At 46.7% G+C, this 24,790-nt stretch carries 22 protein-coding genes and 1 riboswitch; of the genes, 11 read left to right on the top strand and 11 right to left on the bottom strand.

Annotation, left to right across the window (positions count from 1 at the left end; genetic code table 11):
• Positions 1-211 precede the first annotated feature (211 nt).
• Genes menB through OAG1_RS20035 form a run of 4 tightly spaced genes read right to left on the bottom strand, consistent with a single transcriptional unit; the run spans position 212 to position 4,879 of the window.
• Positions 212-1,057, bottom strand: a complete 846-nt coding sequence (gene menB / locus OAG1_RS20050; protein WP_016402011.1) for a 1,4-dihydroxy-2-naphthoyl-CoA synthase — start codon at positions 1,055-1,057, stop codon at positions 212-214.
• A complete protein-coding gene (menH, locus tag OAG1_RS20045) occupies positions 1,044-1,844 on the bottom strand; it encodes a 2-succinyl-6-hydroxy-2,4-cyclohexadiene-1-carboxylate synthase (protein WP_338622484.1) in 801 nt (266 codons plus the stop codon). The genes menB and menH overlap by 14 nt, the downstream gene beginning before the upstream one ends.
• Positions 1,834-3,564, bottom strand: coding sequence for a 2-succinyl-5-enolpyruvyl-6-hydroxy-3-cyclohexene-1-carboxylic-acid synthase (menD, locus tag OAG1_RS20040; RefSeq protein WP_338622483.1), 1,731 nt, complete (start codon positions 3,562-3,564; stop codon positions 1,834-1,836). The genes menH and menD overlap by 11 nt, the downstream gene beginning before the upstream one ends.
• A complete protein-coding gene (locus tag OAG1_RS20035) occupies positions 3,557-4,879 on the bottom strand; it encodes an isochorismate synthase (protein ID WP_016402008.1) in 1,323 nt (440 codons plus the stop codon). The genes menD and OAG1_RS20035 overlap by 8 nt, the downstream gene beginning before the upstream one ends.
• A 132-nt stretch (positions 4,880-5,011) precedes the next feature.
• Here OAG1_RS20035 and OAG1_RS20030 point away from each other — a divergent pair, with 132 nt between their 5' ends.
• From OAG1_RS20030 to thiH, 9 genes are all read left to right on the top strand, one after another.
• Entirely contained in the window at positions 5,012-5,908 is an 897-nt protein-coding gene (locus tag OAG1_RS20030; protein ID WP_338622482.1) for a 1,4-dihydroxy-2-naphthoate polyprenyltransferase, read from the top strand.
• Between the two features lie 186 nt (positions 5,909-6,094).
• Positions 6,095-7,282: an outer membrane beta-barrel protein gene (locus OAG1_RS20025; RefSeq protein ID WP_338622481.1), complete on the top strand. Its 1,188-nt coding sequence runs from the start codon at positions 6,095-6,097 to the stop codon at positions 7,280-7,282.
• 14 nt (positions 7,283-7,296) lie between these two features.
• Positions 7,297-7,839 carry a polysaccharide biosynthesis/export family protein gene (locus OAG1_RS20020; protein ID WP_152783045.1) on the top strand — a complete coding sequence of 181 codons (543 nt, stop codon included), beginning with the start codon at positions 7,297-7,299 and terminating at the stop codon, positions 7,837-7,839.
• 127 nt (positions 7,840-7,966) lie between these two features.
• Positions 7,967-8,081, top strand: a riboswitch (TPP riboswitch).
• Between the two features lie 107 nt (positions 8,082-8,188).
• A complete protein-coding gene (thiC, locus tag OAG1_RS20015) occupies positions 8,189-10,126 on the top strand; it encodes a phosphomethylpyrimidine synthase ThiC (protein ID WP_152783047.1) in 1,938 nt (645 codons plus the stop codon).
• On the top strand, positions 10,116-11,642 hold the full coding sequence (gene thiE, locus OAG1_RS20010) for a thiamine phosphate synthase (RefSeq protein ID WP_338622480.1): 1,527 nt from the start codon (positions 10,116-10,118) through the stop codon (positions 11,640-11,642). Before thiC ends, thiE begins: the two co-directional genes overlap by 11 nt.
• Positions 11,643-11,668: 26 nt before the next feature.
• Entirely contained in the window at positions 11,669-12,454 is a 786-nt protein-coding gene (gene moeB, locus OAG1_RS20005; protein ID WP_338622479.1) for a molybdopterin-synthase adenylyltransferase MoeB, read from the top strand.
• Positions 12,451-12,654 carry a sulfur carrier protein ThiS gene (gene thiS, locus OAG1_RS20000; protein ID WP_016402001.1) on the top strand — a complete coding sequence of 68 codons (204 nt, stop codon included), beginning with the start codon at positions 12,451-12,453 and terminating at the stop codon, positions 12,652-12,654. Before moeB ends, thiS begins: the two co-directional genes overlap by 4 nt.
• Positions 12,655-12,665: 11 nt before the next feature.
• A complete protein-coding gene (locus tag OAG1_RS19995; protein WP_338622478.1) occupies positions 12,666-13,433 on the top strand; it encodes a thiazole synthase in 768 nt (255 codons plus the stop codon).
• A gap of 12 nt (positions 13,434-13,445) precedes the next feature.
• Complete coding sequence (gene thiH, locus OAG1_RS19990) at positions 13,446-14,558, top strand: 2-iminoacetate synthase ThiH (protein WP_338622477.1); 1,113 nt, start codon at positions 13,446-13,448, stop codon at positions 14,556-14,558.
• Here thiH and OAG1_RS19985 read toward each other — a convergent pair.
• Complete coding sequence (locus OAG1_RS19985; RefSeq protein WP_338622476.1) at positions 14,555-15,295, bottom strand: transporter substrate-binding domain-containing protein; 741 nt, start codon at positions 15,293-15,295, stop codon at positions 14,555-14,557. The two genes, thiH and OAG1_RS19985, sit on opposite strands and share 4 nt — an antisense overlap.
• 120 nt (positions 15,296-15,415) lie before the next feature.
• Here OAG1_RS19985 and OAG1_RS19980 point away from each other — a divergent pair, with 120 nt between their 5' ends.
• Positions 15,416-15,952, top strand: a complete 537-nt coding sequence (locus tag OAG1_RS19980; protein ID WP_016401997.1) for a RimK/LysX family protein — start codon at positions 15,416-15,418, stop codon at positions 15,950-15,952.
• Positions 15,953-15,958: 6 nt separating this feature from the next.
• Here OAG1_RS19980 and OAG1_RS19975 read toward each other — a convergent pair whose 3' ends face one another.
• The gene (locus tag OAG1_RS19975) at positions 15,959-16,804 is read right to left on the bottom strand and encodes a DNA ligase (RefSeq protein WP_338622475.1); all 846 of its coding nucleotides are present in this window, start codon (positions 16,802-16,804) and stop codon (positions 15,959-15,961) included.
• A gap of 214 nt (positions 16,805-17,018) precedes the next feature.
• Here OAG1_RS19975 and OAG1_RS19970 point away from each other — a divergent pair, with 214 nt between their 5' ends.
• Positions 17,019-17,381: a GFA family protein gene (locus tag OAG1_RS19970; protein ID WP_338622474.1), complete on the top strand. Its 363-nt coding sequence runs from the start codon at positions 17,019-17,021 to the stop codon at positions 17,379-17,381.
• Between the two features lie 57 nt (positions 17,382-17,438).
• Here the strand turns inward: OAG1_RS19970 and xylA are convergent, their stop codons facing one another.
• From xylA to OAG1_RS19945, 5 genes are all read right to left on the bottom strand, one after another.
• Positions 17,439-18,761, bottom strand: coding sequence for a xylose isomerase (gene xylA / locus OAG1_RS19965; protein ID WP_016401994.1), 1,323 nt, complete (start codon positions 18,759-18,761; stop codon positions 17,439-17,441).
• A 373-nt stretch (positions 18,762-19,134) separates the two neighbouring features.
• Positions 19,135-19,884 (bottom strand): hypothetical protein, encoded by a 750-nt coding sequence (locus OAG1_RS19960; RefSeq protein ID WP_338622473.1) that lies wholly within the window; start codon positions 19,882-19,884, stop codon positions 19,135-19,137.
• Between the two features lie 198 nt (positions 19,885-20,082).
• Complete coding sequence (tkt, locus tag OAG1_RS19955) at positions 20,083-22,086, bottom strand: transketolase (RefSeq protein ID WP_016401991.1); 2,004 nt, start codon at positions 22,084-22,086, stop codon at positions 20,083-20,085.
• Between the two features lie 27 nt (positions 22,087-22,113).
• The gene (gene tal, locus OAG1_RS19950; protein ID WP_016401990.1) at positions 22,114-23,073 is read right to left on the bottom strand and encodes a transaldolase; all 960 of its coding nucleotides are present in this window, start codon (positions 23,071-23,073) and stop codon (positions 22,114-22,116) included.
• 469 nt (positions 23,074-23,542) lie between these two features.
• Positions 23,543-24,757, bottom strand: coding sequence for a XylR family transcriptional regulator (locus OAG1_RS19945; RefSeq protein WP_016401989.1), 1,215 nt, complete (start codon positions 24,755-24,757; stop codon positions 23,543-23,545).
• Between the last annotated feature and the right edge of the window lie 33 nt (positions 24,758-24,790).

Here is a 24,790-nt window from a genome sequence, read left to right as displayed (position 1 = left end):
TGAAGCACTCATCACTCTGCAAATTTATCACTTTGTACGGAACGGCCGCAATAGCAAATATGCGATTTATTATTATGCTTTAGTGGGTGTTTTTAAGCTGGTTGAGTGGTGCAAGTGTGCTATTTGAGTGGTGCGAGTGGACTAGGTTAAATTAAGAGTGGGACAGAAAACTCGCTAAAGCATACGAGGATTCTGCCCTTCACCATTGCCGTTATGGATTACGTTTAAATTTACTAAACTCAGGCGGGCGTTTTTCGTTAAAGGCGTTACGACCTTCTTGGCCTTCTTCTGTCATGTAGAACAGCATGGTGGCGTTGCCAGCGAGTTCTTGTAAGCCTGCTTGGCCATCACAATCAGCATTGAGCGCGGCTTTTAAACAGCGCAGGGCCATAGGGCTGTTTTGCAACATCTCACGACACCACTGCACGGTTTCTTTTTCTAGCTCTGCATAGGGCACTACGGTGTTCACTAAGCCCATATCAAGCGCTTCTTTTGCATCATACATACGGCATAAAAACCAAATCTCGCGCGCTTTCTTCTGGCCAACTATGCGTGCCATGTAACTGGCTCCCCAGCCACCATCAAAAGAGCCTACTTTAGGACCAGTTTGGCCAAATTTGGCGTTGTCGGCGGCAATGGTTAAGTCACACATCATGTGTAATACATGGCCACCACCTACAGCGTAACCGGCTACCATGGCTACCACGGGTTTAGGGCAGGTACGAATTTGGCGTTGAAAATCTAATACATTTAGGTGATGGGTCCCTTGGTCATCTTTATAGCCGCCGTAATCACCACGTACCGATTGATCGCCGCCAGAACAAAAAGCCAACTCACCTTCGCCAGTAAGAATAATCACACCCACTTCTGGGTCGATGCGGGCGTCGTTTAAGGCATGCATCATTTCTTGAACCGTTAAAGGACGAAATGCGTTGCGAACTTGCGGGCGGTTAATGGTGATCTTGGCGATGCCGCAGGCGGACTTATGGTAGCGAATATCTTCGTATCCATTGTCGGCATCCTGCCAAGTTACTGCTGAGCTATCAATTTGGGTCATTCTCTTCTCTATCATTATTTAGGACACTGGACAGTTGTTCGAGAAACAGTGTCGGTTGTTCAAAATGGCAATTGTGCCCCGCGCCTTCAATGATGTGACATTTAAGGCGCGGGTAATCTTGTTGTAGCTGTTTGGCTAGTGCTTGGTATTTATTGTCTAGGCTTCCACCAATAAAATCTAGCGGCATTTTTAACTGACCAAGTTGCCGACTAAGATCTTGTTGCAAACCTAAGCTGGTTGCACGCAACGTTGCGGCAATGCCTTGTCGGTCTTGATGTTGGCGGCGTTGGATAAGCTGCTGCCGCTGCTGGCTAGTTAGGTTGGCAAATACCGCTTGTTGGTACCATTCGTTAATTAGCGTATCTAGAGGCTCTGTTAACCAGCGGTCTGCCCAGCGGTTGTCATGTACTAAACGTTGCTGGCGTGCATCTTCATCACTTAAGCCAGTATTAGCTGATTCGATAACCAATCGTTCAATACCTTTGGGGGCGAGTAAAGCATGTTGCAGCGCTAAGCGGCCACCTAAGCTGTAGCCCACTAAATGGTAATGGGCGATTTTAAGGCGCTTTAAGCATGTGGTGAGCTGGTGGCTAAAATCTTTAAAGGCATTGCGTGGTTTAAGCCTCTGCTGGGCGCTCATGCCGTGGCCGGCAATGTCTACGGTTACACAATAGTAGTGCTGGCTAAGCTCCGCAATTTGCGTTTGCCAGTCGCTACCGCTACCTAGAAATCCATGCAAAAAAACTAAACAGGGATGTTGGTTTTGTCCATAAACACTAAAGTGCATCGTGACTGGCTACCTGACTAATTAAAGATTGATAGCGCGCACTGGCATCGCCTGGAGTAAAGCAGACTTCAATCAAGCTGGCTCCGGTTTGCTGCTGTGCACGCTCAAAAGCATGGCCGAATTGTTCGAAATTTACCACCTGTTGATAAGCTAAATTGAAGGTGGCTGCGGCGGCGGCAAAGTCGACCTGATGAGGCAACTGGTAATACTGTTTGCTTAGCTGTTGATCTTGGGAGCCTGTTGATAGTGCTGGTAGCAGATTAAATATCTCGCCGCCGTTATTGTTAAACAGCACTATCACTAAATTTTGCTGGCTATTAGCGGCAAGGCTTAAGGAGTTTAAGTCATGCAATAACGAGGTATCGCCAATCACCAAAGTACACGTTTGTTGCAGACCTTCGGCAATTCCCACACTGGTGGCTAATAAACCATCAATGCCCGACGCTCCTCGGTTGGCAAAGTAATGCTCTGCTTGGCAAGGCTGGCCAAGTAGTTCAAACAAACGCACGACCATGCTATTGCCCATAAACACCGCTGATTGCGGTTTTTGCTGTGCCGAAATCTGTGCGCATATTGCCAGCTCAGAGTAATCGAGTAAGGCAGCATTAACCTCCTCGCTAATGGCTTGTTGAGCTTGGGTCCATCGCTCTAAATACTGCTGGCTAGTAGTGCTTGTCTTAACTGGATGAGCGTGTAGCCAAGCTTGGGCGCTGCATTGCCAGCGCTGCTGGATATTTTGGCCAGGGTTTACCCGCTGCGCTGATTGATCAATTAAATAGTACTTCGCTGAGCTCTTGGCCAGCCATTGGTTGAGGCGTTTCGACACCAGCTTGCCACCAAACTGAATTATAAGGTCGGCTTGTACATGTTCGGCAAATCGCGAGTTGGCGAGTAATAGCTCAGCGTGTTGAATCAGCCCTGCACTTTCTTGAGCGGTTTGCCAATGGCTTTGGCAATCGACTACCACTGGCCAGCCTGCTTGCTGCGCCCAAGTGATAATGGCTTGGCTTTGTTCGGCTGTTTGCTGACCTATTATTACCAAACCTTTGGACTTTTCGAGTAGCTCTGGCCACTGCTGACTAACGACCGGCTGGGAGGTATTAGGATGTTGTTGGTAATAGGGCGATCCGCTGTTTATCCAAGCTTCAAGTTGCTTATAAAGCGCAGTTAAATCTTGCTTAGCTTGTTCAGGATAAAAGGGTTCACGGTAAGGACAATTTAAATGCACAGGGCCAGGCGTTTGTTGCTGCAGCGCTAAGGCATGACCCAGCTCGCTAAGCATACTGGCTAGTGAAGCATCAACACTGGGTTCGGCTAGTTGGCCGCTATATACCGGGTAGTTGGCAAACATCCCCTGCTGTTCGATGGCTTGATTAGCACCAACAGCCACAAGCTCCTGTGGTCGGTCGGCGCTAAGCACTAACAACGGAATGCTCGACTGCTTTGCCTCAACCACCGCCGGGTAAAGATTAGCAACCGCACTGCCCGAGGTGGTGATAATGGCTACAGTTTGCTGGCGAGCCTTACTTAAGCCTAAAGCAAAAAAGCCTAAACCGCGTTCGTCAAAGTGGCAATGGCTAGTGGCTTTAGGGTGCTTAGCCACCGCTAAAGTTAATGGCGTAGAGCGAGAGCCGGGGGCGATACAAAAGTGCTCAATGCCGTGGCGAATGCAATCTTCAATTAAGCACTCAGCCCAGGCAATGTTAATGTTTTTAATCAAGGAGTAGGTCCTTATCTACCAGCTGCAATACCGTGGCGATTTTGTGGTTAAGTTCTTGCCATTCTTGCTCGGCTTGTGAGCCAGCCACGATCCCTGCACCGGCAAACGTACTTAAATGTTGTGGGGTAACTAAGGCGCTACGAATGGCCACCGAAAACTCGCTTTGTGCGCCGCTTAACCAGCCAACAGCACCAGCATACCAGCCACGGGCATAGCCTTCGTTTTTAAGAATATATTGCACTGCAGAAGAACGTGGCAAGCCGCCTACTGCAGGGGTGGGGTGTAAGGCCTGCAATAACGAGCGGTCATCTAAGGCAGGGCTAATACGGGCTTGAATGCGGCGTTTTAAGTGCTGCACTCTATCTAGCTTTAGCAATTCTAGATTATCTAAGGTGCGCACATGCAGGCTTAGCTCTTTTAAGCGGCGGGTTAAATCATCCACTACCAGTTGGTTTTCTAGCTTATTTTTGGCGTCTTCTAATAGCTGTTCGCCCAGTTGAGTATCTAGCTCGCTAGTTTCTCCACGCGGCGCAGTGCCGGCCAATGCTTCACTGACTAATTGGCTGCCTTCACGAGAATATAAACGCTCAGGACTGCAGCCTAAAAAGCTAGTTACCCCATCAAACTGAAATAAAAAGCTGTAGCAGTTACGTTCTTTTTGTTGCCATTGTTGTAGCAAAGAAAAAGCGTTTATTTCGGCGTTTAGTTGCAAATTGGTTTGCCGAGACAACACCACTTTGGCGGTGTGTTGTTGAAAATCTTCGCTGGTGACTTGCTTAACCAAGTGCTGCCATTGTTCGCGACTGGGTTGGTCTTGGCGAGACAAGGCTTTAAGTGGTGTGTGCTGCAGGGCTTGTACTGGTTTTAAGGCGGCAAAGGCCTTTTCGATGCGCTGATACTCTAGCTCTGGTTGATGTTCAAAATTAGCATTGATGAACAAACGGGTATATTCGCCGTCACAACGAATTTCAAAGCGCGGCAGAATAAAGCGACGATGCGGAAAGCTTGACCACAGAGCACTTTGGCGAGCAAAGGCAATGCCGCCATAAAAGCGCAGTTGGTTATTGCGTGGGTCTAATTGGTCACACACCGATTGCAGCTGTTCTAAGTCGAGCACCGATTTAGCCGCACCCACAAAGGCAACTTGTTGCTGGCGTTTGTTTTTCCAGTAACCGCGGGTGGTGTGTTGTTGCTGGTTAAGCCAGGCGAGAAGATCGAGCTTTGGCAGTTTTATACAAACCTGCTGAAAACCCTGCTGCGGCAAGAGCCTAAGCTGGTTTATGGCATTTTGAAACTGGCTAGCAGTGAGTCTCACCTTAACTATTCCTGCTCTATTACACCGTTTCAATGTAGCTGTTTTTGTTACAAGTTTATAGTCAGATTTGGCTCAGCCTTGATGCTGAGCAATAATAGGCGCTAAGTTCTTATCTTAATGTTGAATATTACTTTGAAATCATGGCTTCATGCGGCGCGTTTACGCACCTTGCCTTTAGCGAGCGCGTCGATCATTTTAGGTTCTGCACTGGCGTATTCTGAGGGAACCTTTGCTTGGCCAGTGTTGCTGCTGGCTTTGCTAACGGCCCTATTGCTGCAAATTCTTTCCAATTTAGCCAATGATTATGGCGATGCGGTAAGTGGTGTTGATGATGATACTCGAGTGGGCCCCGCTCGTGCGATTCAAGCTGGATTGTTGACTAAGCAGCAAATGTTTCGGGCGATTACGCTGGTTGCCCTGTTGGCAGTGTTAAGCGGTATTGCACTACTGGCGGTAAGTTTGGGCAGTAATCCGAAGGCTTGGTTAGGGTTTATCGCCTTGGGTGGGCTGTCGATTGTTGCGGCTATGGCCTACACCATGGGCTCTCGACCTTACGGTTATCGTGGTTTTGGTGATATTAGCGTGTTTTTGTTCTTTGGTTTGCTGGGCGTGATGGGCTCTTACTATTTACATACTCAGAGCCTGAGTTGGCCAGTCATGATGATAGCTTCAGCCAATGGTTTGCTAGCGACAGCAGTGCTCAACATTAATAATTTGCGAGACTTTTCGCCTGATAAAGCTGCTGGAAAGCTCACCTTGGCGGTGCGCTTAGGCGAGCGTAATGCCCGTCGTTACCACTTGGTATTGGTGGCGCTGGCTTTATTACTATTTGCCAGCTTTATTGTTTGGCAAAGTAGCGCTAATTTTGCTTGGCTGTGTTTGTTGCCTGCTTTAGTCTTGATGAAGGTAACCAAAACCGTGATGCTGGCGCGCCAGCATCAGTTATTGGACAAGCAATTGCAGCTCACCGCCAAGCTAAGTTTTTTCATCGCCTTATTGTTTAGCCTTGGCTTACAGTTTCAATACTAGGTGCTGCCGACTTTTCGCGGATTAGTTTTGTCCGCGAAAATCAGCTAGAAAGTTCAACAGCCGCTAAAGCCTTATCGCCAAATGACACACAATATTCACATTTAATCTACGCAAGGTGGATAAAAAGCGTTGAGCCTAGTCCTTGGCCTTTGCTAAGGTAGCTACAGACGTTTTGGAGGATTATCGATGCGCAAGATAGGGATCATCTTGCTGCCAGCCCTAGCAATTGCAGGCCCTAGTTTGGCCAACATGCAGCCTGCCAAGTGGTATAGTGCAGACGGAGTAGGTGTTGTACCTAGTATTGAAGTATTAGGTTTATACGACAGCAACCTTACCAACAGTAATACTGATCAAATTTCTTCTTGGGGAACCATTGTCTCTCCAGCCATTGCTGCTATTTCTGAGCAAGAGAAAAGCACTTATTATGCGGCATATCGCTTAGTGTGGGGCGAGTACTTCGACAGCTCTGAAGACAACTTTTTAGATCACCACCTACGGGTAAATGGCGAATGGGAGTTTAGCGCTCGCCAACGTGCTAAATTGCGTTACGATTTTCGTCGTGACCACGACCAACGTGGTGAAGGTATTTCCTCTGGTGTTGGTGGCGTGATTGACGAGCCCGTGCAATATAACCTGCATTGGCTGCATGGTTTATATGGCTTTGGTGCCAGAAGCGCTACCGCGCAGATCGAGTTAGAAGCCAATGCTCGCCAGCTGGATTACCAAAACTTTCGCGAAGTTACTCAGTATCGCGATCGCAATGCTTTTGACGGCAGTGCTCGCTTCTTTTATCGAGTGTCCTCGGCCACCCGTTTATTGGCTGAACTGAAAGCCGGAAAAAGTGACTATAAAACCATCGAACCAAATACGCCAAGTCGCGATTTTAACGACTTACTTGGCTTTGTTGGTGGAGACTGGGCGATTACTGGAAAAACGAAAGGTCGGGCTAAAATCGGTTGGCAACAGCGTGACTTTAAAGAAGGTGAACGTGAAAAGTTTAGCGATTTAAGTTGGTCGCTCGCAGCCGATTGGTCGCCTCGCACCTACTCTACTTTTAGTGTGGAAGGTGGTCGTCAAGCTAAAGCCCCAGAGCAAGGCGGTGATGTTATCGACAATACCAACATCACCCTAGACTGGGAGCATTACTGGCAAGAACGTCTAGCTACAACCTTTACGGTTGGTTACGACAACAACGATTATGTGGGTGTAGAACGGCAAGATAAAATTTATGAAGGGCGGGTAGGCGTGAGCTATCAATTCCGTCGCTGGCTAGAAATTTCACTTTGGCAGCTATGGAGAGATAAAGATTCTACGCTTCAGGCCGTTACCTATGATAAGCAAGTTACCAGTCTTAAGTTGAGACTGAGTTTATGATCAAGGATTAAGTTATGCGAAAACACATTGCGCGCCTTAAAAAAGGACTAGTTTTACTAGTCGGCGTGCTGTGTTTTTCTTCGCATGCTGAAACGGTGAGCAACTACCGTTTAGCGGCAGGCGATAGCTTTAGAGTGAGTGTATACGGTGAGCCAGAGCTTAGCTTGGAGACCCGTTTGTCTGATGACGGGTTTATTCGTTACCCGTTTTTAGGTGAAATAAGAGTGCGTGGCCTTACCCTCACCGAGCTGCAGTTACAGATCCAAAATGGCCTAAAAGGTGACTATTTAGTTGACCCAATGGTGCAAGTAACCATGGTTGAATACCGGCCCTTTTTTATTAATGGTGAAGTGGCTCGCCCAGGGGCATACCCTTATCAACCCGGCTTAACGGTAAATCGTGCTATCACTCTTGCTGGTGGTTTTACCGAGCGTGCCGGTAAAAGCAAAATTACTATACAAGCAGAAGGGGCGACTCCCGATGAGCGCGAGCGAGTAAGCCTTGAAGACCGGGTTTCTGCTGGTGATGTTCTTAATATTCCGCAAAGTTTCTTCTAATCCCTTTGTTGGCTTACGCCAAATGCCTATCTAAATCTGTTAGCCTAGTTTTAAGCAAAATAGCGAATATCATCATTGGCTTTCTTAATATCACTATTGTGGTTTGGCTTTTTCGGCCCTATACTCGGCTCTCTTGTCGGAGTGCCGAAAGGCTGAGACCACGGTTAGCTAAGCTACGTTGTGTGGGATCCGTATAACTTGATCAGGATAATGCCTGCGCAGGGAACAAGATAAGTAACCAATTCCTTCTGTTACCACTAGTGTACAAATACACTCTTGGTCTAATATTTGGTTACTTTTCCTACATCCGACAAGCCTCATTACTTAAATTTTTATTTAGAGGCCAGTCATGTCAAGACGCGAAACTCGAGCTGCAGCAGAACAATACATTAATAACCTGCAAGGCCAACCTTTTCCAAATTCAGAAAAAATCTATATTCAGGGAAGTCGTGACGATATCCAAGTAGCCATGCGCCAAATTAACCTGTCTGACAGTTTAGTTGGCGGCACCAAAGAAGAACCTACCTTTGAGCCTAACGAGCCGGTACGTGTTTACGATACTTCGGGTATCTACACCGACGAAAACGCAGAGTTAGATGTTCATAAAGGTTTGCCACAATTGCGTAAAGCTTGGATTGAAGAGCGTGGTGATACTGAAGAGTTAGCTGGTTTAAGCTCTAACTTCTCGCAGCAACGCTTGGCAGATGAAGGCCTTGATCATATTCGTTTCGAAAACCTACCAACGCCACGTAAAGCTAAATTAGGCAAAACCGTCACCCAGTTGCACTACGCTCGTCAAGGCATCGTTACCCCAGAGATGGAGTACATTGCTATTCGTGAAAACATGGGCCGCGACAAAATCCGTGAAGAGTTGTTAGCCGAGCAACAAAAAGGCCACTCCTTTGGTGCCTCATTGCCAGAGCACATCACTGGTGAGTTTGTTCGTGATGAAGTGGCACGAGGCCGCGCGATTATTCCGTCTAACATTAACCACGCCGAAGCCGAGCCAATGATTATTGGTCGTAACTTCTTGGTTAAAGTGAATGCCAACATTGGTAACTCAGCGGTAACTTCTTCGATTGAAGAAGAAGTTGAAAAGCTAGTATGGGCAAGCCGTTGGGGCGCCGATACGGTAATGGATTTATCTACTGGCCGTTATATTCACGAAACCCGCGAATGGGTGATTCGTAACTCTCCTGTGCCAATTGGTACTGTGCCTATTTACCAAGCCTTAGAAAAAGTGAACGGCGTTGCCGAAGACCTTACTTGGGAAGTGTTCCGCGACACGCTGATTGAGCAAGCCGAACAAGGGGTGGATTACTTCACGATTCACGCAGGTGTATTGCTGCGTTACGTACCAATGACCGCGAAGCGAGTTACTGGCATTGTATCGCGTGGCGGTTCAATTATGGCTAAGTGGTGTTTAGCCCACCATAAAGAAAGCTTCTTGTATGAGCGTTTTCGTGAGATTTGTGAAATTTGTGCCGCCTACGATGTATCACTGTCGCTAGGTGATGGCATGCGTCCTGGCTCGATTGCCGACGCCAACGATGAAGCACAATTTGCCGAACTAGAAACCTTAGGTGAGCTAACGAAAGTGGCTTGGGAATACGATGTTCAAGTGATTATCGAAGGCCCTGGCCATGTGCCAATGCAAATGATTAAAGAGAACATGGAGAAGCAATTAGAAGAGTGTCATGAAGCACCGTTCTATACGCTTGGTCCATTAATCACCGACATCTCTCCTGGCTACGATCACTTTTCATCGGGTATTGGTGCTGCAATGATCGGTTGGTTTGGTTGTGCCATGTTGTGTTACGTAACCCCTAAAGAACACTTAGGTTTACCTAATAAAGAAGACGTGAAGCAAGGCATGATTGCGTATAAAATCGCTGCTCATGCGGCTGATTTAGCTAAAGGTCATACTGGTGCGCAAATTCGGGATAATGCGATGAGTAAAGCGCGTTTCGAGTTCCGCTGGGAAGACCAATTCAACCTAGCCTTAGACCCAGACACTGCGCGTGCCTATCACGATGAAGCTTTACCACAAGAGTCGGCTAAAGTGGCTCACTTTTGTTCAATGTGTGGGCCTAAGTTCTGCTCAATGAAAATCTCTCAAGAAGTGCGTGATTATGCCAACGAGCTGGAAATTAAAATGATTGACGAGCCATTGGCCGATTTAGGTTTTGTGGCCGACGGTATGGCAGAAAAATCTGCTGAATTTAGAAACAAAGGTGCCGAGATTTACCACTCGCCACTGCGCGCCGAGACCAGCGATGAAGTTTAAGCTGGAAACTGCTGAAGGTTTGCGCCCGCAAATTTGGACTATCGCAGGTAGCGATAGTTGCGCGGGTGCAGGCTTGCAAGCTGACTTGCTAACTGCCCATGATCTTGAGGTGGAGTGCGCCACCGCAGTAACAGCGATAACTGCGCAAAACATTAAGGGAGTGACGGCCATTCAGCCGTCTTCACCTGAATTGTTAGCGGCGCAGCTAGATGCGCTTGCGGCCACCAACCCCGCCAAAGTGATTAAGATTGGCATGTTGGGCAGTGCAGAATTAGTGCGTGTTGTGGCAGATAAAATTGCCACTTATAAGGCGACTTGGGCCGAGCCTCCGTTGGTGGTGTGTGACCCAGTGTTAGTAGCCAGTTCAGGGGCAAGCCTAGCATTGGACGACCTAATGCAAGCCTTACCGGCACTATTAGCACAAACCGATGTGCTAACACCTAATGCTTCAGAGCTAGCGACTTTAAGTGGCGTGGCGCTAAATAGTGTGGCCGAGCTAAAACAAGCTTGCGCAGTTTTGCTTAAGCAGGGCGTTAAAGCGGTGTGGGCCAAAGGTGGACACTTAGCGTTAACCCCCAAGGTAGCTTTGGATTATTTCACCGACGGCCAGCGTGAAATTGTATTGTCGAGTGCCATGATTGATGCACCGCATACCCATGGTACCGGCTGTACTTTAGCCTCTGCCTTAGCTTCTGCATTAGCGCATGATTTTTTCATGGAAGACGCTTTGGTGATTGCTAAAGCCTATGTTTATCAAGGCTTAAAACAGGTTACTGGACGTGGCAATCTAGCCCATCTTGGGTGGCCTACAGAGCGGGTAAATTTCCCACGAGTTGAGTCGGCACAAACCGAGTTGGGTAAGCAATTTTGCTTAAGTGAGTCTTGGCCAGAGGCCGTGCCTTTTGCGCGCTGTGACACTAATAAGCTGGGTGTTTATCCTGTTGTAGATAGTGTTGAGTGGATTGAACGCTTGCTTACTATGGGCATTAAAACCATTCAGCTGCGGATTAAAGACAAAGCCGATGCCGAGGTTGAAGCTGATGTTAAACGTGCCATTGATTTGGGGCACCAACATCAAGCGCGTTTGTTTATTAATGACTACTGGCAACTGGCGGTTAAGCATGGTGCTTATGGTGTGCATTTAGGCCAAGAAGATTTAGAAGTGGCCGACTTGCAACAAATTGCTGCCGCAGGTTTGCGTTTGGGCATTAGTACCCATGGTTATTTTGAATTGCTACGTGCTAGCCAGCTGCAACCAAGTTATATTGCACTTGGACACATTTTCCCTACTACAACCAAGGATATGCCATCTAAGCCGCAAGGTTTAGCTAAACTCAGCCGTTATGCTCAGTTGATGCAAGATTACCCCTTGGTAGCCATTGGAGGCATCGACTTGCCTCGAGCGAAACAAGTTTGGCAATGTGGTGTGGGCAGTGTGGCAGTGGTACGGGCAATTACCGAAGCAGCCGATCCGGTTGCGGCAGTTGCTGAGCTAGAAGCCATTGTCAGCCAATAAATAGCCAGTCAGCATTAGGAAGCACTATGAGCCAAACCAGCAAGCAATCAACCTTAAGCGATCAAGAAGTTCTTCGTTATAGCCGTCATCTGTTACTTAAGGATGTTGGTGAAGCGGGGCAGCTCAAGTTAAAGAGTGCGCAGGTATTGCTGGTTGGCATGGGCGGATTGGGCGCGCCTGCAGCCTTGTATTTGGCTGCGGCTGGTGTTGGCAAATTAGTGTTGGCAGATTTTGATGAAGTAGACAGCTCTAATTTACAGCGCCAAGTCTTGTACCGAGAAGACGATATTAAACAGCCTAAAGTCGTGGCGGCTAAGCAGCATTTGCAAGCTCTAAACTCAAACATTCAGGTGCGAACCGTTAACCGTAAAATGGATGAGATGTTGCTGGCCATGGAAGTGGCTCAAGCCGATGTAGTGCTTGATTGCAGTGACAACATCGCTACCCGTTATGCGGTAAACCAAGCTTGTGTTAAGGCCAAAGTGCCACTAGTTAGCGGAGCTGCGGTTGCCTTTGATGGACAGTTAATGGTGTTTGATTTTCGCCAGGCTGAACAAGGCTGCTATCACTGCCTATTTCCTAATGCCAGTGAACAGCAACTCAACTGCAGTAATGCCGGTATTCTTGGCCCAGTTGTAGGCACCATTGGTAGCTTGCAAGCTTTAGAAACGATTAAGTTGATAGCGGGCATTCCTTCTGCTCAACGCGGTCGTTTTTCCAGTTTTGATGCGCATAGCCTTGAATGGTTTCACCTTAAAGTGAACGCCGATGCAAACTGTCTGGTATGTGGAAAAGATAAACAAACATCATGATAAATATTGAATTTAATGGTCAAGCACAGTCGCTTGATGCTGAGCTCAACATTGAGCAACTATTGGCATTGCACCAGCAAGCACCCGAAGGCATTGCGGTGGTGCTTAATGGCAACATTGTGACTCGCAGCGAGTGGGCAAGCACTAAGCTGGCAGACCAAGCCAAAGTAAGAGTATTTCGCGCCATTGCTGGCGGATAAGAGGAAGCCTTGTGTTAAAGATTGCAGATAAAAATTTTACCAGCCGTTTGTTTACCGGCACTGGCAAATTTGCGACCCCACAGTTAATGAGCCAAAGTATTCAAGCCAGCGGTAGCCAGCTAGTTACTATGGCAATGAAACGTGTCGATGCGCAAGACCAGCAAGACGATATTCTGGCTCCGCTTATTCAAGCAGGGGTGAATCTATTGCCTAATACCTCGGGGGCACGTAACGCAGAAGAAGCGATATTTGCCGCCCAGTTAGCCCGAGAAGCTCTAGGCACTAATTGGCTCAAATTAGAAATTCATCCAGATCCTAAGTACTTAATGCCCGATCCTATCGAAACCTTAGCCGCAGCAGAGAAGCTAGTGGAGCAAGGTTTTGTGGTATTGCCTTATGTTCATGCAGACCCTGTATTATGCAAACGACTTGAAGATGTTGGTTGTGCTGCGGTGATGCCCTTAGGCGCGCCTATTGGTACCAACAAAGGGCTGCGTAGCCGCGATTTCTTAGAGATTATTATTGAGCAAGCCAATGTGCCGGTAGTGGTTGATGCAGGGATTGGAGCGCCTTCAGATGCTGCACTGGCTATGGAGTTAGGCGCAGATGCAGTGTTGGTTAATACTGCTATGGCTGTGGCTAAAGATCCGGTAGCAATGGCTAAAGCCTTTGCTCAAGCGGTTGAAGCTGGGCGCAGTGCTTACTTGGCAGGTTTGGGCGCGGAGTTGCGTCACGCCGAGGCATCGAGTCCCCTCACTGCATTTTTAGATACTTTGTAATTAGAGAAGCCCATGAGTTTTGCTGAGCAATTAGCCCGTTACGACAATACCGCTGTTCATATGGCAATAAACAGTAAAACCGCTGCTGATGTAGAGCGAGCGCTGGCCAAAGATAAGCTGGACCTTGATGATTTTCAGGCGCTTATTTCACCGGCTGCTGAAGCTTATATTGAGCTTATGGCGCAGCGCAGCATGCGCTTGACCCAGCAGCGTTTTGGTAAAACTCAGCAATTCTATATCCCTTTATATCTCAGCAATATGTGCAGCAATGTCTGTGACTATTGTGGCTTTTCTATGGGCAACAAAATTCGTCGCATCACCTTAGATATGGCGCAGTTAGACGCTGAGCTTGAAGCCATTAAGCAGCTTGGCTTTGACCACATTCTATTAGTTACCGGTGAGTCGGAACGTAAAGTGGGTATGGACTACTTTCGCGAAGTTCTGCCAAGAATTAAGGCGCGTTTTTCTCATGTTTCTATGGAAGTTCAACCTCTTGAGCAAGACGAGTATGAGGAGTTGATTAGCCTTGGCTTAGACGCGGTGATGGTTTATCAAGAAACCTATAATCGCCACCGCTATGCCGAGGTTCACCCTAAAGGTAAAAAACGCGATTTCGATTTTCGCCTTTCAACTCCAGAGCGTTTAGGAGAAGCCGGTATTCGCAAAATGGGCATTGGCGCACTAATTGGTTTGGATGAATGGCGCAGTGACTGTTTTTATGTGGCTGCTCATTTGCAATATTTAGAGCGCAAATATTGGCGGAGTAAGTTTTCAATTTCTTTTCCACGTTTGCGCCCTTGTGAAGGCGGCTTTCAGCCAAAATCGGTGATGACCGACAAACAATTAGTACAACTTATTTGTGCTTATCGTTTGTTTAACCCAGATGTAGAGCTGTCGCTATCTACCCGAGAGTCTGAGCACTTCCGTAATCATGCTATTCCACTTGGCATTACCAGCATGAGTGCATTTTCGAGCACTCAACCAGGAGGTTATGCTGACGATAGCACCAAAGCGCTTGAACAGTTTGAAATTAGCGACGAACGCCGCCCAGAAGTAGTCGCCGATGCAGTAAAGCAAGCTGGCTACCAAGTGGTGTGGAAAGACTGGGATCGGGTGCTAGGCTAGTGCAAGTATTTAGCTTCTAGCTGTTCTAGTGCCCCTTGCTCTAGTAGTAGCTTAAGTTGCTGATTAAAGTGCTCTACTAACTCAAGGTCTACTTGTTGTTTACTAAACGCTAGATACACCGGTACTTGTCCCAAGGCAGGTTTAATCAGCTTGATACTATCTGCTTGGCCCTCCTGCATGGCAACTAACTTAGCTTGGCGACTGTCGGTGGCAATCATGTCTAGTCGTCCGCGCAATAAGGATTTCACCAAGCCTTCTACGCTGTTGTGTTTCTCTACGTCGAATACTTGCTGACTTAGCGCATCATCAAAACTTGGTGAAATGCGGGCATTGCGAACTTTTCCTATACGATAGTCATCTAGCTCGGCATAGTCACCAGAGAACTGATTTCCTTGCCAAGAGCTATGTGCAATTAAATGCTGGTCTAGCAGTAAAAACGCCGTATCAGGATAATAAAAATACGCTTCACGGTCGGGAGTTCGCATAGTGGGAATCAAGCCCTGGCTTTGGTGGCTTTTTACTTTAGCAAACGCGCGGGCCCAGTTACTTATTTCAAAGTTGGCTTCAACATCTAATTTTTCAAAGCTTTGTTGAATCAATTCTACAATGATCCCTTCGGCCTTACCTTGAGCATTGAGCATTATATAAGGTGGAAAAACAAAGCTTTGTATATCGATGGTTTTTGCTTGGCACAGGCCAGAGCTGATGATTAGTAAGAAAACTGCGAGTCGTCTCATTTGAGTCCTCATCCTTGAGCTTGCCGCAAAGTATAAAGAATCATGCTAAGGTATGCGACTTTAAACAGCCGTAATTAACCCATTAGTGTGCTGTTTTCGTGACAATATAAGAGGTGGAATGTGTTAAAGAAATTACTAGTAGCCGTAACGCTAGTACTTGCTGTAGTAAGTAGCGCAATGGCCGAGAAGCAAACAGTAGGCGCCGCCGAGCACGTAAAAGTAGTAGAAGCCAACTTAAGGTTTTTAACTCGAATTGATACCGGAGCGGCTAGCACTTCTTTGCATGCGGAAGACATGCGAGTTATCGACGGTGAAAACATTGACCCTGCTGACTACAGCGAGGCCGAACAGAAGTCGGTAGTGCGACCACTCATGCGCAAGAACATTGGTAAATATTTGCAGTTTACTACCGAGAACGAACACGGTGAAAAGCACCAAGGTAAGGCCTTAATTACCGATGTTGCAGCGGTGCGTAATTCTCAAGGTCTAGAAATTCGCTACAAAGTTGCCTTGGCGATTGCCTGGCAAGGGCAGGCAAAAACCGTAGATGTTAACTTACGCGATCGCAGCAAAATGCATTACAAATTGCTGATTGGCCGTAACTGGCTAGAAGGTGATTACTTGGTCGATGTAGAGCTCAACAAAAACCTGAAATAGCCACAATTATAAGGTTTGGTGAACCCTAACAAAGCGCGCAAAGCGGGGTTTACCATGTTCTGTGAGACCGTTATAACGATACTCAACCAAGCTGCCAATAGGTGGTGGATCGGCGCGTAATTGATCGCTTAAACCACTGCCTATTTTAAACTGCCGACCCTGTTGGTCTTGAACTACCAAGGCTCCAAGCATACCTCGGTATTTGCCTTTACCATCACTATACGCAATGACTTTAGCCTCGGCATCTTGGTAGCTTTTGTACTTAATGAGCGCATTGCTGCGTGTTGGAAGGTACATTGATTTGGGGTCGCGTAGCATTAATCCTTCACCACCCTCAGCACTGATTTTAGCCAACTGTTGTTCTAGTTTTGGTCGCCCTGGGTAGGCACGATAAACTGGCACGCGCATAAAGTCGCTTGCGCTGCTAAGGGTTTGCAAATGGCGGTAGCGCTGCTGATAAGGGCCAGGATAGTTGGGTAAATCAAACACCACAAATTGAACTTGTTGCCATTTGTTTAGATTCACATCTTGTTTTTTGATTAGGCTGACTAAATCACTAAATTGGCCTCTGCCTAACCAAAGCTCACCATCTACCGCAACCTCTGGTAGTTGCTTGCTTAAGGCGTTGGGAAGGTTAATCACGTGGCCGGCTCGACTAAATAATTGCTTGCCGTCCCAATACGCTCTTACGCCATCGTATTTTTCACATACCCAGTAATCTTGGAGATCTAAGCCCTGTTGGTAATCACTAGCTAATACCAATGCTGGCGGTTGTGGTGTTTTTGCTAATAGCGGATACGAGCTAAAAAAAAGCATACATAGGCTAAGCTTGGTGCTAAACGAACGATCCATGTTCTACCTGTAATGAGTTAATTGTTATTAATGGTAGTGCAATTTAAGGTAGGTCGCTAGGGCTAGTTGTTATTTAGTCGAGCTTTATTAGCTAATTTGTTGCAACAATGAGCCATTGAGAAGTGTTTTGTAAAAAGCCTTCAGCTCAGGGCTCGATTGTGACTACGCCCAAACGCTTCGGTTTATGTTTGGCTTTAGTAGAAAGGAGAAGAAAATGGCTCAACATTATCAAGGCCAGTGCCACTGCGGTGCGGTTAAATTTAGCCTACGCACCAGTTTAGAGTCTGCACTGCGTTGTAATTGCAGTTTGTGTAAGCGTAAGGGAGCTGTGATGCTAACCGCGGAAGAAAACAGTTTTGAGCTGTTGCAAGGTGAGCAGGCCTTAAGCTTGTATCAGTGGAATACCCAAATAGCGAAGCATTACTTTTGTAAACACTGCGGCATTTATACTTTCCACAATCCTCGTTCTGCGCCAGAGCTTACTCGGGTAAATGCAGGTTGTTTGGAAGGTGTCGACCCATTGAGCTTAACGGTGAGTTTGGTAAAAGGTGCGGAGTTATCTACTGAGCCAAAATAAAAAAAGCCGACGCTAAGCGTCGGCTAACTTAATACAAATAAGGAATTGTACTAGGTGTTACTTGCTAAAAATGTGTTTGTTAACAATGTTTTCTAGCTCTTCTTGACGACCTGATACGTGTTTAGGATCAATGTTGTCGCCAATGGCTTGAGTTGCTAAAGACTCTAGGCTGTAATCGCCAGTCATAATGGCTTTACCTAGGTCACCGCTCCAACCAGCGTAGCGATCTGCAACGATGTTGCTGATTTCTTGGCTCTCAATTAGGCTAGCTGCTTTCTCAAGTGCTAATGCACAAGTGTCCATTCCGCCAATGTGGCCGTGGAAGAAGTCGGCTGGATCGATACTTTGACGACGTAGTTTAGTATCAAACATTAAACCACCATCTTTAAAGCCACCAGAGCGCAGAATGTCGTACATTACTGGCGTCCACTCTTCAACACTGTTAGGGAATTGGTCAGTATCCCAACCTAGTTGTGCATCACCGCGGTTAGCATCAATAGAACCAAATAGGCCTAGTGAAATAGCTGTCGCAATTTCGTGGTGGAAAGAGTGACCCGCTAGAGTTGCGTGGTTAACTTCGATGTTTACTTTCACTTCGTCTTCTAGACCGAACTGCTTCAAGAAGCCGTATACAGTAGCTGTGTCGTAGTCGTATTGGTGCTTAGTCGGCTCAGCTGGTTTTGGCTCAATTAAGATTGTGCCGGTAAAGCCAATTTTGTGTTTGTGCTCTACTACCATTTGGAACAAGCGGCCTAGCTGCTCGCGCTCTTGGCGTAGATCGGTATTTAGCAATGTTTCGTAACCTTCACGGCCGCCCCATAATACGTAGTTTTCACCACCTAGCATTTTGGTTGCGTTCATAGCAGTAAAGATTTGGCTCGCAGCGTAAGCAAATACTTCTGGGTTAGGGTTTGAGCCCGCGCCAGACATGTAACGTGCATTTGAGAATGCGTTTGCTGTACCCCAAAGAAGTTTCATGCCGGTTTCGTCTTGTTTCTGAGCAAGAACGTCCATCATTACTTTCATGTTTTCAGCGTACTCTTTAATAGAGTTACCTGCTGGAGCTACGTCTACGTCGTGGAACGAGTAGTAAGGCGTGCCTACTTTAGAGAAGAAGTCGAAGGCTACGTCAGCTTTCATCTTAGCCATTTCAAGCGCGTTGCCAGGCTTCTGCCAAGGACGGTCGAAAGTGCCAGTACCAAAGATATCAAAACCATCCCAGCAGAAGTTATGCCAGTAACAAGCACCAAAACGTAGGTGCTCTTCCATGGTTTTACCCATGATTACTTTTTTCGCGTCGTAGTGACGGAACGCTAGTGGGTTAGTGGACTCTGGTCCTTCGTATGCGATTTTTTCAAACTGGTCAAAATATTGAGCCATGGAACTACTCCTAAAAAAGAATGCGTTTTCATCGGAGAACCAATCTCCTTCTGTGAGCTTATTGTTAGCCTTGCTTAGCTTTCTCTCAATTATGAAAAATGCAGACTTTTTTCAGCTATTTACTTTTCGTGCGCTAACTCGCGTTTTAAACAGCGCTTTTTTAGGAATTTTCAAAAAATCTGCAATAACGTTGCGGGTGTGTGAAATTTCGTAATGCTATTTAGTGGTGTTTTAAGCGGTAAACACTGGATGAAAAGCTATTCATCTTATCTTGTATGGCATGAAACCCATGTTTGCCTAGCGGTAAATGCTGGTATGAGTTAATTGCAGCCATTCGTTGCGAGTGTTTGATTTATTGAGTGTATAGGGGCACTTAATCAGTGTTGCGCTTTAGTCCAGACAACGAGTAAGTATTGTCTAAGTATTTGTTTTGCACTTCGCTAATGGCTCGGTTGAGGTCTTGCATAAAGCCGGGATGTTGTTCCAAGTAAGCCTTAGAAATGTAGATACCAAAGGGGGCGGAACGCTGTACAACTTCAATATATTCACCACTTACTAGGTTGGGGTGAACATGGCTACTTTTAAATACATCGGCCGACAAAAATGCGGCGTCTATGCGTTTTAGGTCAAACAGCAGCTGCGCAAGTTTAGCGACATTTTTTTGCTTGCCAACCACTTTGAAGTGATGAGTATTAAGCCAGCGTAAGGTGTTGGTACCTTCAATTGAGGCTACTTTTACATCGGTTTTAAAGTTGTTGGCGTCTGGATCGAAATAGCTGTCATAGCGGAAAAACCAACTCCAATTGTTGTAAACAATGGGCTTAGAAAACTCGGCGATAGCATCGCGTTGGCTGTTCTGAGATGCAAAGAAAAAACCATCGGCTACGCCGTATTGCACATCGCTAAGCGCGCGTTTGTAGTTGGGTACCGGGGCCATTTTGTAGGGCTGTTCCAGCACTTGCATGATTTTGTCGACTAGAAAATTACCAGCAGCTGGTTGCTCGTCACTGGCATAAGTATAAGGAGGAAAATTTGGATAAACTAAACGTAAGGGATCCGCTTTTACTTGGCTAACAAGCAAGCTTACGATAAGCGCTATCATTACCCTTGAGAATAGCTGCAAAAACAGTCCTTTTTAGTTTTTTTCAAGCCCCAACAACAAGTATAGACAGCTGTTTAAGATCAGTGGTTTAGCTAGAGTAAATACTTTGGTTTGGTGAGTTGAGTCTTACTTTTTCGGCTTTGCTTGTCAATTAACATCATTTAAAGGTGAAAAAAAGGCGCTGAATCATCAGCGCCTTTAGCTCGATAGGTAAAAATCTTAGCTATTGAGCAAGCTTAAGCTTTGGTCTACTACGTTTTCTACAGTAAAGCCAAATAGTTTGAATAGCTCACCAGCAGGTGCCGATTCGCCAAAGCTTGTCATACCTACAGTTACGCCATCTAGGCCAACGTATTTGCCCCAGAAGTCGGCTTGTAGTGCTTCAACGGCTACACGAGCACGAACAGCTTTCGGCAGTACAGCTTCACGGTAAGCAGCATCTTGCTTGTCGAAACGCTCAGTACAAGGCATAGATACAACACGTACTTGCTTACCTTGCTCGCTTAACTTGGCTGCGGCTTCAACGGCCAGCTCTACTTCTGAGCCAGTGGCGATAAGAATAAGCTCTGGAGTGCCACTACAGTCTTTAAGAATGTAAGCACCGCGATTAATCAACTCTAGTTGCTCACCGCTACGTTTTTGTTGAGCAAGGTTTTGGCGAGAGAAGATTAACGAACTCGGGCCATCAATACGTTCTACTGCATTGATCCAAGCCGCTGCTGATTCAACTTGGTCACAAGGACGCCATGTTTCCATGTTTGGTGTTAAACGTAAGCTAGCCACTTGCTCAACCGGTTGGTGAGTAGGACCATCTTCGCCAAGACCAATAGAGTCGTGGGTGTAAACAAAAATAGAACGTTGCTTCATTAATGCTGCCATACGTACCGCGTTGCGGGCGTATTCCATAAACATTAAGAAGGTGGCTGAGTAAGGAACAAAACCGCCGTGCAAAGCAATACCATTTTGCATCGCCGACATACCAAATTCACGTACACCGTAGTGTAAGTAGTTACCTGAGGCATCTTCTGCGCTTACTGATTTAGAGCTAGCGTGGAAGGTTAGGTTTGATGGTGCAAGGTCGGCAGAACCACCTAGCAATTCAGGTAAGATTTTACCGATTACATCAAGGGTGTTTTTAGACGCCATGCGGCTAGCAATGTTTGCTGGTTCGTTTTGCAAGCGTTGCAATAAAGCTTGAGTTTCAGCTTTCCAGTTTTCTGGCAACTGGCCTTCTACGCGACGTGCGTATTCGGCAGCTAGCTCTGGGTAGGCTTTTTTGTAAGCGGCAAACTTGTCGTTCCAAGCGTTTTCTTGCTCGCTGCCTTTAGCTTTGTTATCCCAAGCTTGGTAAACATCTGCTGGGATTTCGAACGCGGCGTGTGGCCAGTTTAAGAATTCACGAGCCGCTTTAATTTCTTCATCACCTAGTGGTGCACCGTGACAATCATGCGAGCCAGACTTATTTGGTGAACCAAAACCAATAATGGTTTTAGTACAAATTAGCGTAGGTTTAGTAATGTCGGCTTTAGCGGCTGCGATTGCTGCGTTAATTTGTTCAGGATCGTGGCCATCAACATCGCGTACTACGTTCCAGCCGTAAGCTTCAAAACGTGCCGGAGTATCATCGCTAAACCAACCTTCAACGTGGCCGTCAATAGAAATGCCATTGTCATCCCAAAACGCAATTAGCTTACCTAAACCTAGGGTGCCGGCCAATGAACATACTTCGTGAGAAATACCTTCCATCAAACAACCGTCGCCCATAAAGGCATAAGTGAAGTGGTCAACAATGTCGTGACCGTCGCGGTTGAATTGCGCGGCTAACATTTTCTCTGCTAGTGCCATACCTACAGCATTAGCAATACCTTGGCCTAGTGGACCGGTAGTGGTTTCTACGCCCGGTGCGTAACCATATTCTGGGTGGCCCGGCGTTTTAGAGTGTAACTGACGGAAGTTTTTAAGCTCTTCAATTGGCAGTGCGTAACCGCTTAGGTGAAGTAGCGAGTACAACAACATAGAGCCATGGCCGTTAGACAAAATAAAGCGGTCGCGGTTGCTCCAGCTTGGGTTGCTAGGGTTATGCGCTAAATGGTCGCGCCATAGTACTTCGGCAATGTCTGCCATGCCCATAGGTGCGCCAGGGTGACCCGACTTAGCTTGTTGTACACCGTCCATGCTTAAAGCGCGGATTGCGTTAGCGTATTGTTGACGAGGGTGAGTCATCTTCTATTTCCTAATAATTAATAAATCTTAAGCTTCTAGCGCTTCAATTAGCATGTTGTCTAGCTTCACTTGGTCAACTGCAAAGGCACGAATACCTTCTGCCAGTTTTTCAGTTGCCATGGCATCTTCGTTATGCGCCCAGTAGAATTCTGCTTCGGTCATCGCGGCAGGACGGTTTTTGCTAACACCTTTATCTTGTAGGCGAACGTCTAGTTGTGCTTCGGTTTGGTCTAGCTCTTCAAGTAAGGCAGGGCCAATGGTTAGGCGGTCACAACCGGCAAGCTCTACGATTTCGCCAATGTTACGGAAGCTTGCGCCCATCACTACAGTGTTGTAGCCGTGGTCTTTGTAGTAGCTGTAGATTTCTGATACCGAGATAACACCCGGATCTTTAGCGCCAGCAAAGTCTGCGTTAGCGTCTTTAGCTTTGTACCAATCAAGAATACGGCCTACAAAAGGTGAGATAAGGAATACGCCAGCTTCGGCACAAGCGCGGGCTTGGGCAAATGAGAACAACAAAGTAAGGTTACAGTTAATGCCTTCCTTCTCTAGTTGCTCAGCGGCGCGAATACCTTGCCAAGTAGAGGCTAACTTAATCAATACACGTTCTTTGTTGATGCCGGCCGCTTCGTAAAGCTCAATTAAGCGGCGTGCTTTAGCAATGCTGGCTTCGGTGTCAAATGACAAACGTGCGTCTACTTCCGTAGAAATACGACCCGGTACTAACTCAAGTACCTTACAACCAATGGTTACTACCAGTTTGTCGGCAGCCATTTCGATTTGTTCGGCTTGGTCGTTTGATTGGGTTTTAGCCCAGTCGGCTACGTCTTTAAGTAGGCTTGAGTACTCAGGTAAACCTAAGGCCTTAACAATTAACGATGGGTTTGTGGTGGCATCTTCAGGTGAGAATTTGCGCATTGTGTCTAAGTCGCCGGTATCGGCAACAACCGTGGTGTATTGTTTTAGCTGTGTAAGTAGAGAACTCATAAGATGTATAGACCCTTGTAATGAAAACTAATTGTGCGGCTTGTTTGGCGAGCCTTCATTATTGGTTGAAGGTCATTGACCAAAGCTAAGCTTCATGTCCGTATTAAAGTGCCAGACTGGCAATTAAGCGCAATTACGCTTTTTTTAGCGCTAATGTTGAATTTTCGCAGCCCTGATCCAGATCACGCTTTATTAAGCGTTTTGTTGAATTGGGCCACGCAAGCTTCATGTTGCTGTCACACTCCCTTGCATGGTGCGCTGATTTGTTGAAAAAAGAAACGCATCACCACCGCAGAGTTTTAATAACAGTGATGATGTTTTTTTGATCTTCACCAGATCTGTTGGGTTGCGTTTTTACCAAACCCTCAGCTCTTGGTTGTGCTCTGGAATAGCGTAACTACTCAACAAGCTAGGCTATCACTGCGCTTACTCGCTTATAGTGGCAGCTAATTATGCCAGCTTGATGAAACTAGGCTTGCTCGATTAACTCTTCGGTATCTTCAATAAGTGGAGCTAGCTCTCGGTTTGTGACACCTTTTTGTTCGCGCAACATGCCTGGAGTCATGTTCCAGCGTTTCTTAATTGCACAAGACAAATATTGCGGGCTACTAAAGCCCACCACTTTAGCTATCTCACTTAAGGTTTGCTCGGTATCCACCAATAGCTCCAGCGCCAAATTAAGTTGGGTATCCAGCAAGTAGGCGTGCAGCGACATGCCTAGTTCTTCATGGAATTTGTTGTCGATTGCGCCACGAGAGCAGCCTAGTTCGGCCAGAATTTGTTTTACCTTAATATTGCCTTGGTTAATTCGAATAAGGCTTAACGCGCCCCGAACTAGGTTGTCTTTAAAATGGAAGAAGTCGGTAGAATCGCGGCCAATAACCCGTTCAGGTTGCACAAAGTGGTGGCGTTTAACTAAGTTTTTGCCATCCATTAGCGGCTGCAGTAGCGAGGCGGTTAAATACCCCATGGCACGGGTACCTTGGCGAACCGAAGTTAACGTAGGCAAGCTTAAGGTGCAGTTCAGTTCGTCATCGTCTATCCCCATGATAGAGACTTCTTCGGGGATGTTTATTTTAGCCTGCTGGCAGGCGTAGCTTAGTTGGCGAGCGCGAACATCGTTGGCAGCAATAATCCCTACTGGCTTAGGTAGGCGGCTAAGCCAATCAACTAAACACTGTAAGTCGCTGTCCCAGGTATCAATGTTGTCTTTAGCGCTAAACTGGCTATAGGCGCATTGGTTACGCTCACACCAATCGCGCAGCAGCTGCTCACGGTTGGCCGACCAGTCATTAAAGGGACGGTTGGGGTAACCACAAAATGCTAAATGGGTATAACGGCGCATTTTTAAGAAACGTGCCGCCATATTGATGATCTGTTTATTGTCAGACATCACCACCGGGTAATCTTGCATGGTATTCGCTACGGTTTCGCTACTGGCAATGCCCACTACTGGAATATTTCGAGACTTAATCGCATCGCGAATCTCTGGGTGGTCAAAGTCGGCAATTACGCCGTCACCTTGCCACTTACTAAAATCGTCTACCGAAAATAGATTTTGTTCTCCAATGAACAAACTCCAAGGAGCACCATTTTTCACAAATGATGATATGCCGGTAATGATGCCTCGGTCGTAAGCCATGTTAGCGTTCAAAAGAAGCGCTACGCGATAGTTCTTTGCCATAGTATTTGTCTTCCGTATTACTACGTTCAATGG

This window comes from Agarivorans sp. OAG1, assembly GCF_037076485.1.
Classification (GTDB): domain Bacteria; phylum Pseudomonadota; class Gammaproteobacteria; order Enterobacterales; family Celerinatantimonadaceae; genus Agarivorans; species Agarivorans albus.
The sequence above is the reverse complement of the archived record's forward strand: the minus strand, read 5'-3'. Positions and strand labels throughout refer to the sequence as shown.

Bases quoted from the DNA above. Each gene is read 5' to 3' on its own strand.
- menB (WP_016402011.1), bottom strand. From the start codon at position 1,057: ATGACCCAAATTGATAGCTCAGCAGTAACTTGGCAGGATGCCGACAAT.
- menH (WP_338622484.1), bottom strand. From the start codon at position 1,844: ATGCACTTTAGTGTTTATGGACAAAACCAACATCCCTGTTTAGTTTTT.
- OAG1_RS20025 (WP_338622481.1), top strand. From the start codon at position 6,095: ATGCGCAAGATAGGGATCATCTTGCTGCCAGCCCTAGCAATTGCAGGC.
- OAG1_RS20020 (WP_152783045.1), top strand. From the start codon at position 7,297: ATGCGAAAACACATTGCGCGCCTTAAAAAAGGACTAGTTTTACTAGTC.
- thiC (WP_152783047.1), top strand. From the start codon at position 8,189: ATGTCAAGACGCGAAACTCGAGCTGCAGCAGAACAATACATTAATAAC.
- thiE (WP_338622480.1), top strand. From the start codon at position 10,116: ATGAAGTTTAAGCTGGAAACTGCTGAAGGTTTGCGCCCGCAAATTTGG.
- moeB (WP_338622479.1), top strand. From the start codon at position 11,669: ATGAGCCAAACCAGCAAGCAATCAACCTTAAGCGATCAAGAAGTTCTT.
- thiS (WP_016402001.1), top strand. From the start codon at position 12,451: ATGATAAATATTGAATTTAATGGTCAAGCACAGTCGCTTGATGCTGAG.
- thiH (WP_338622477.1), top strand. From the start codon at position 13,446: ATGAGTTTTGCTGAGCAATTAGCCCGTTACGACAATACCGCTGTTCAT.
- OAG1_RS19985 (WP_338622476.1), bottom strand. From the start codon at position 15,295: ATGAGACGACTCGCAGTTTTCTTACTAATCATCAGCTCTGGCCTGTGC.
- OAG1_RS19975 (WP_338622475.1), bottom strand. From the start codon at position 16,804: ATGGATCGTTCGTTTAGCACCAAGCTTAGCCTATGTATGCTTTTTTTT.
- OAG1_RS19970 (WP_338622474.1), top strand. From the start codon at position 17,019: ATGGCTCAACATTATCAAGGCCAGTGCCACTGCGGTGCGGTTAAATTT.
- xylA (WP_016401994.1), bottom strand. From the start codon at position 18,761: ATGGCTCAATATTTTGACCAGTTTGAAAAAATCGCATACGAAGGACCA.
- tkt (WP_016401991.1), bottom strand. From the start codon at position 22,086: ATGACTCACCCTCGTCAACAATACGCTAACGCAATCCGCGCTTTAAGC.
- tal (WP_016401990.1), bottom strand. From the start codon at position 23,073: ATGAGTTCTCTACTTACACAGCTAAAACAATACACCACGGTTGTTGCC.
- OAG1_RS19945 (WP_016401989.1), bottom strand. From the start codon at position 24,757: ATGGCAAAGAACTATCGCGTAGCGCTTCTTTTGAACGCTAACATGGCT.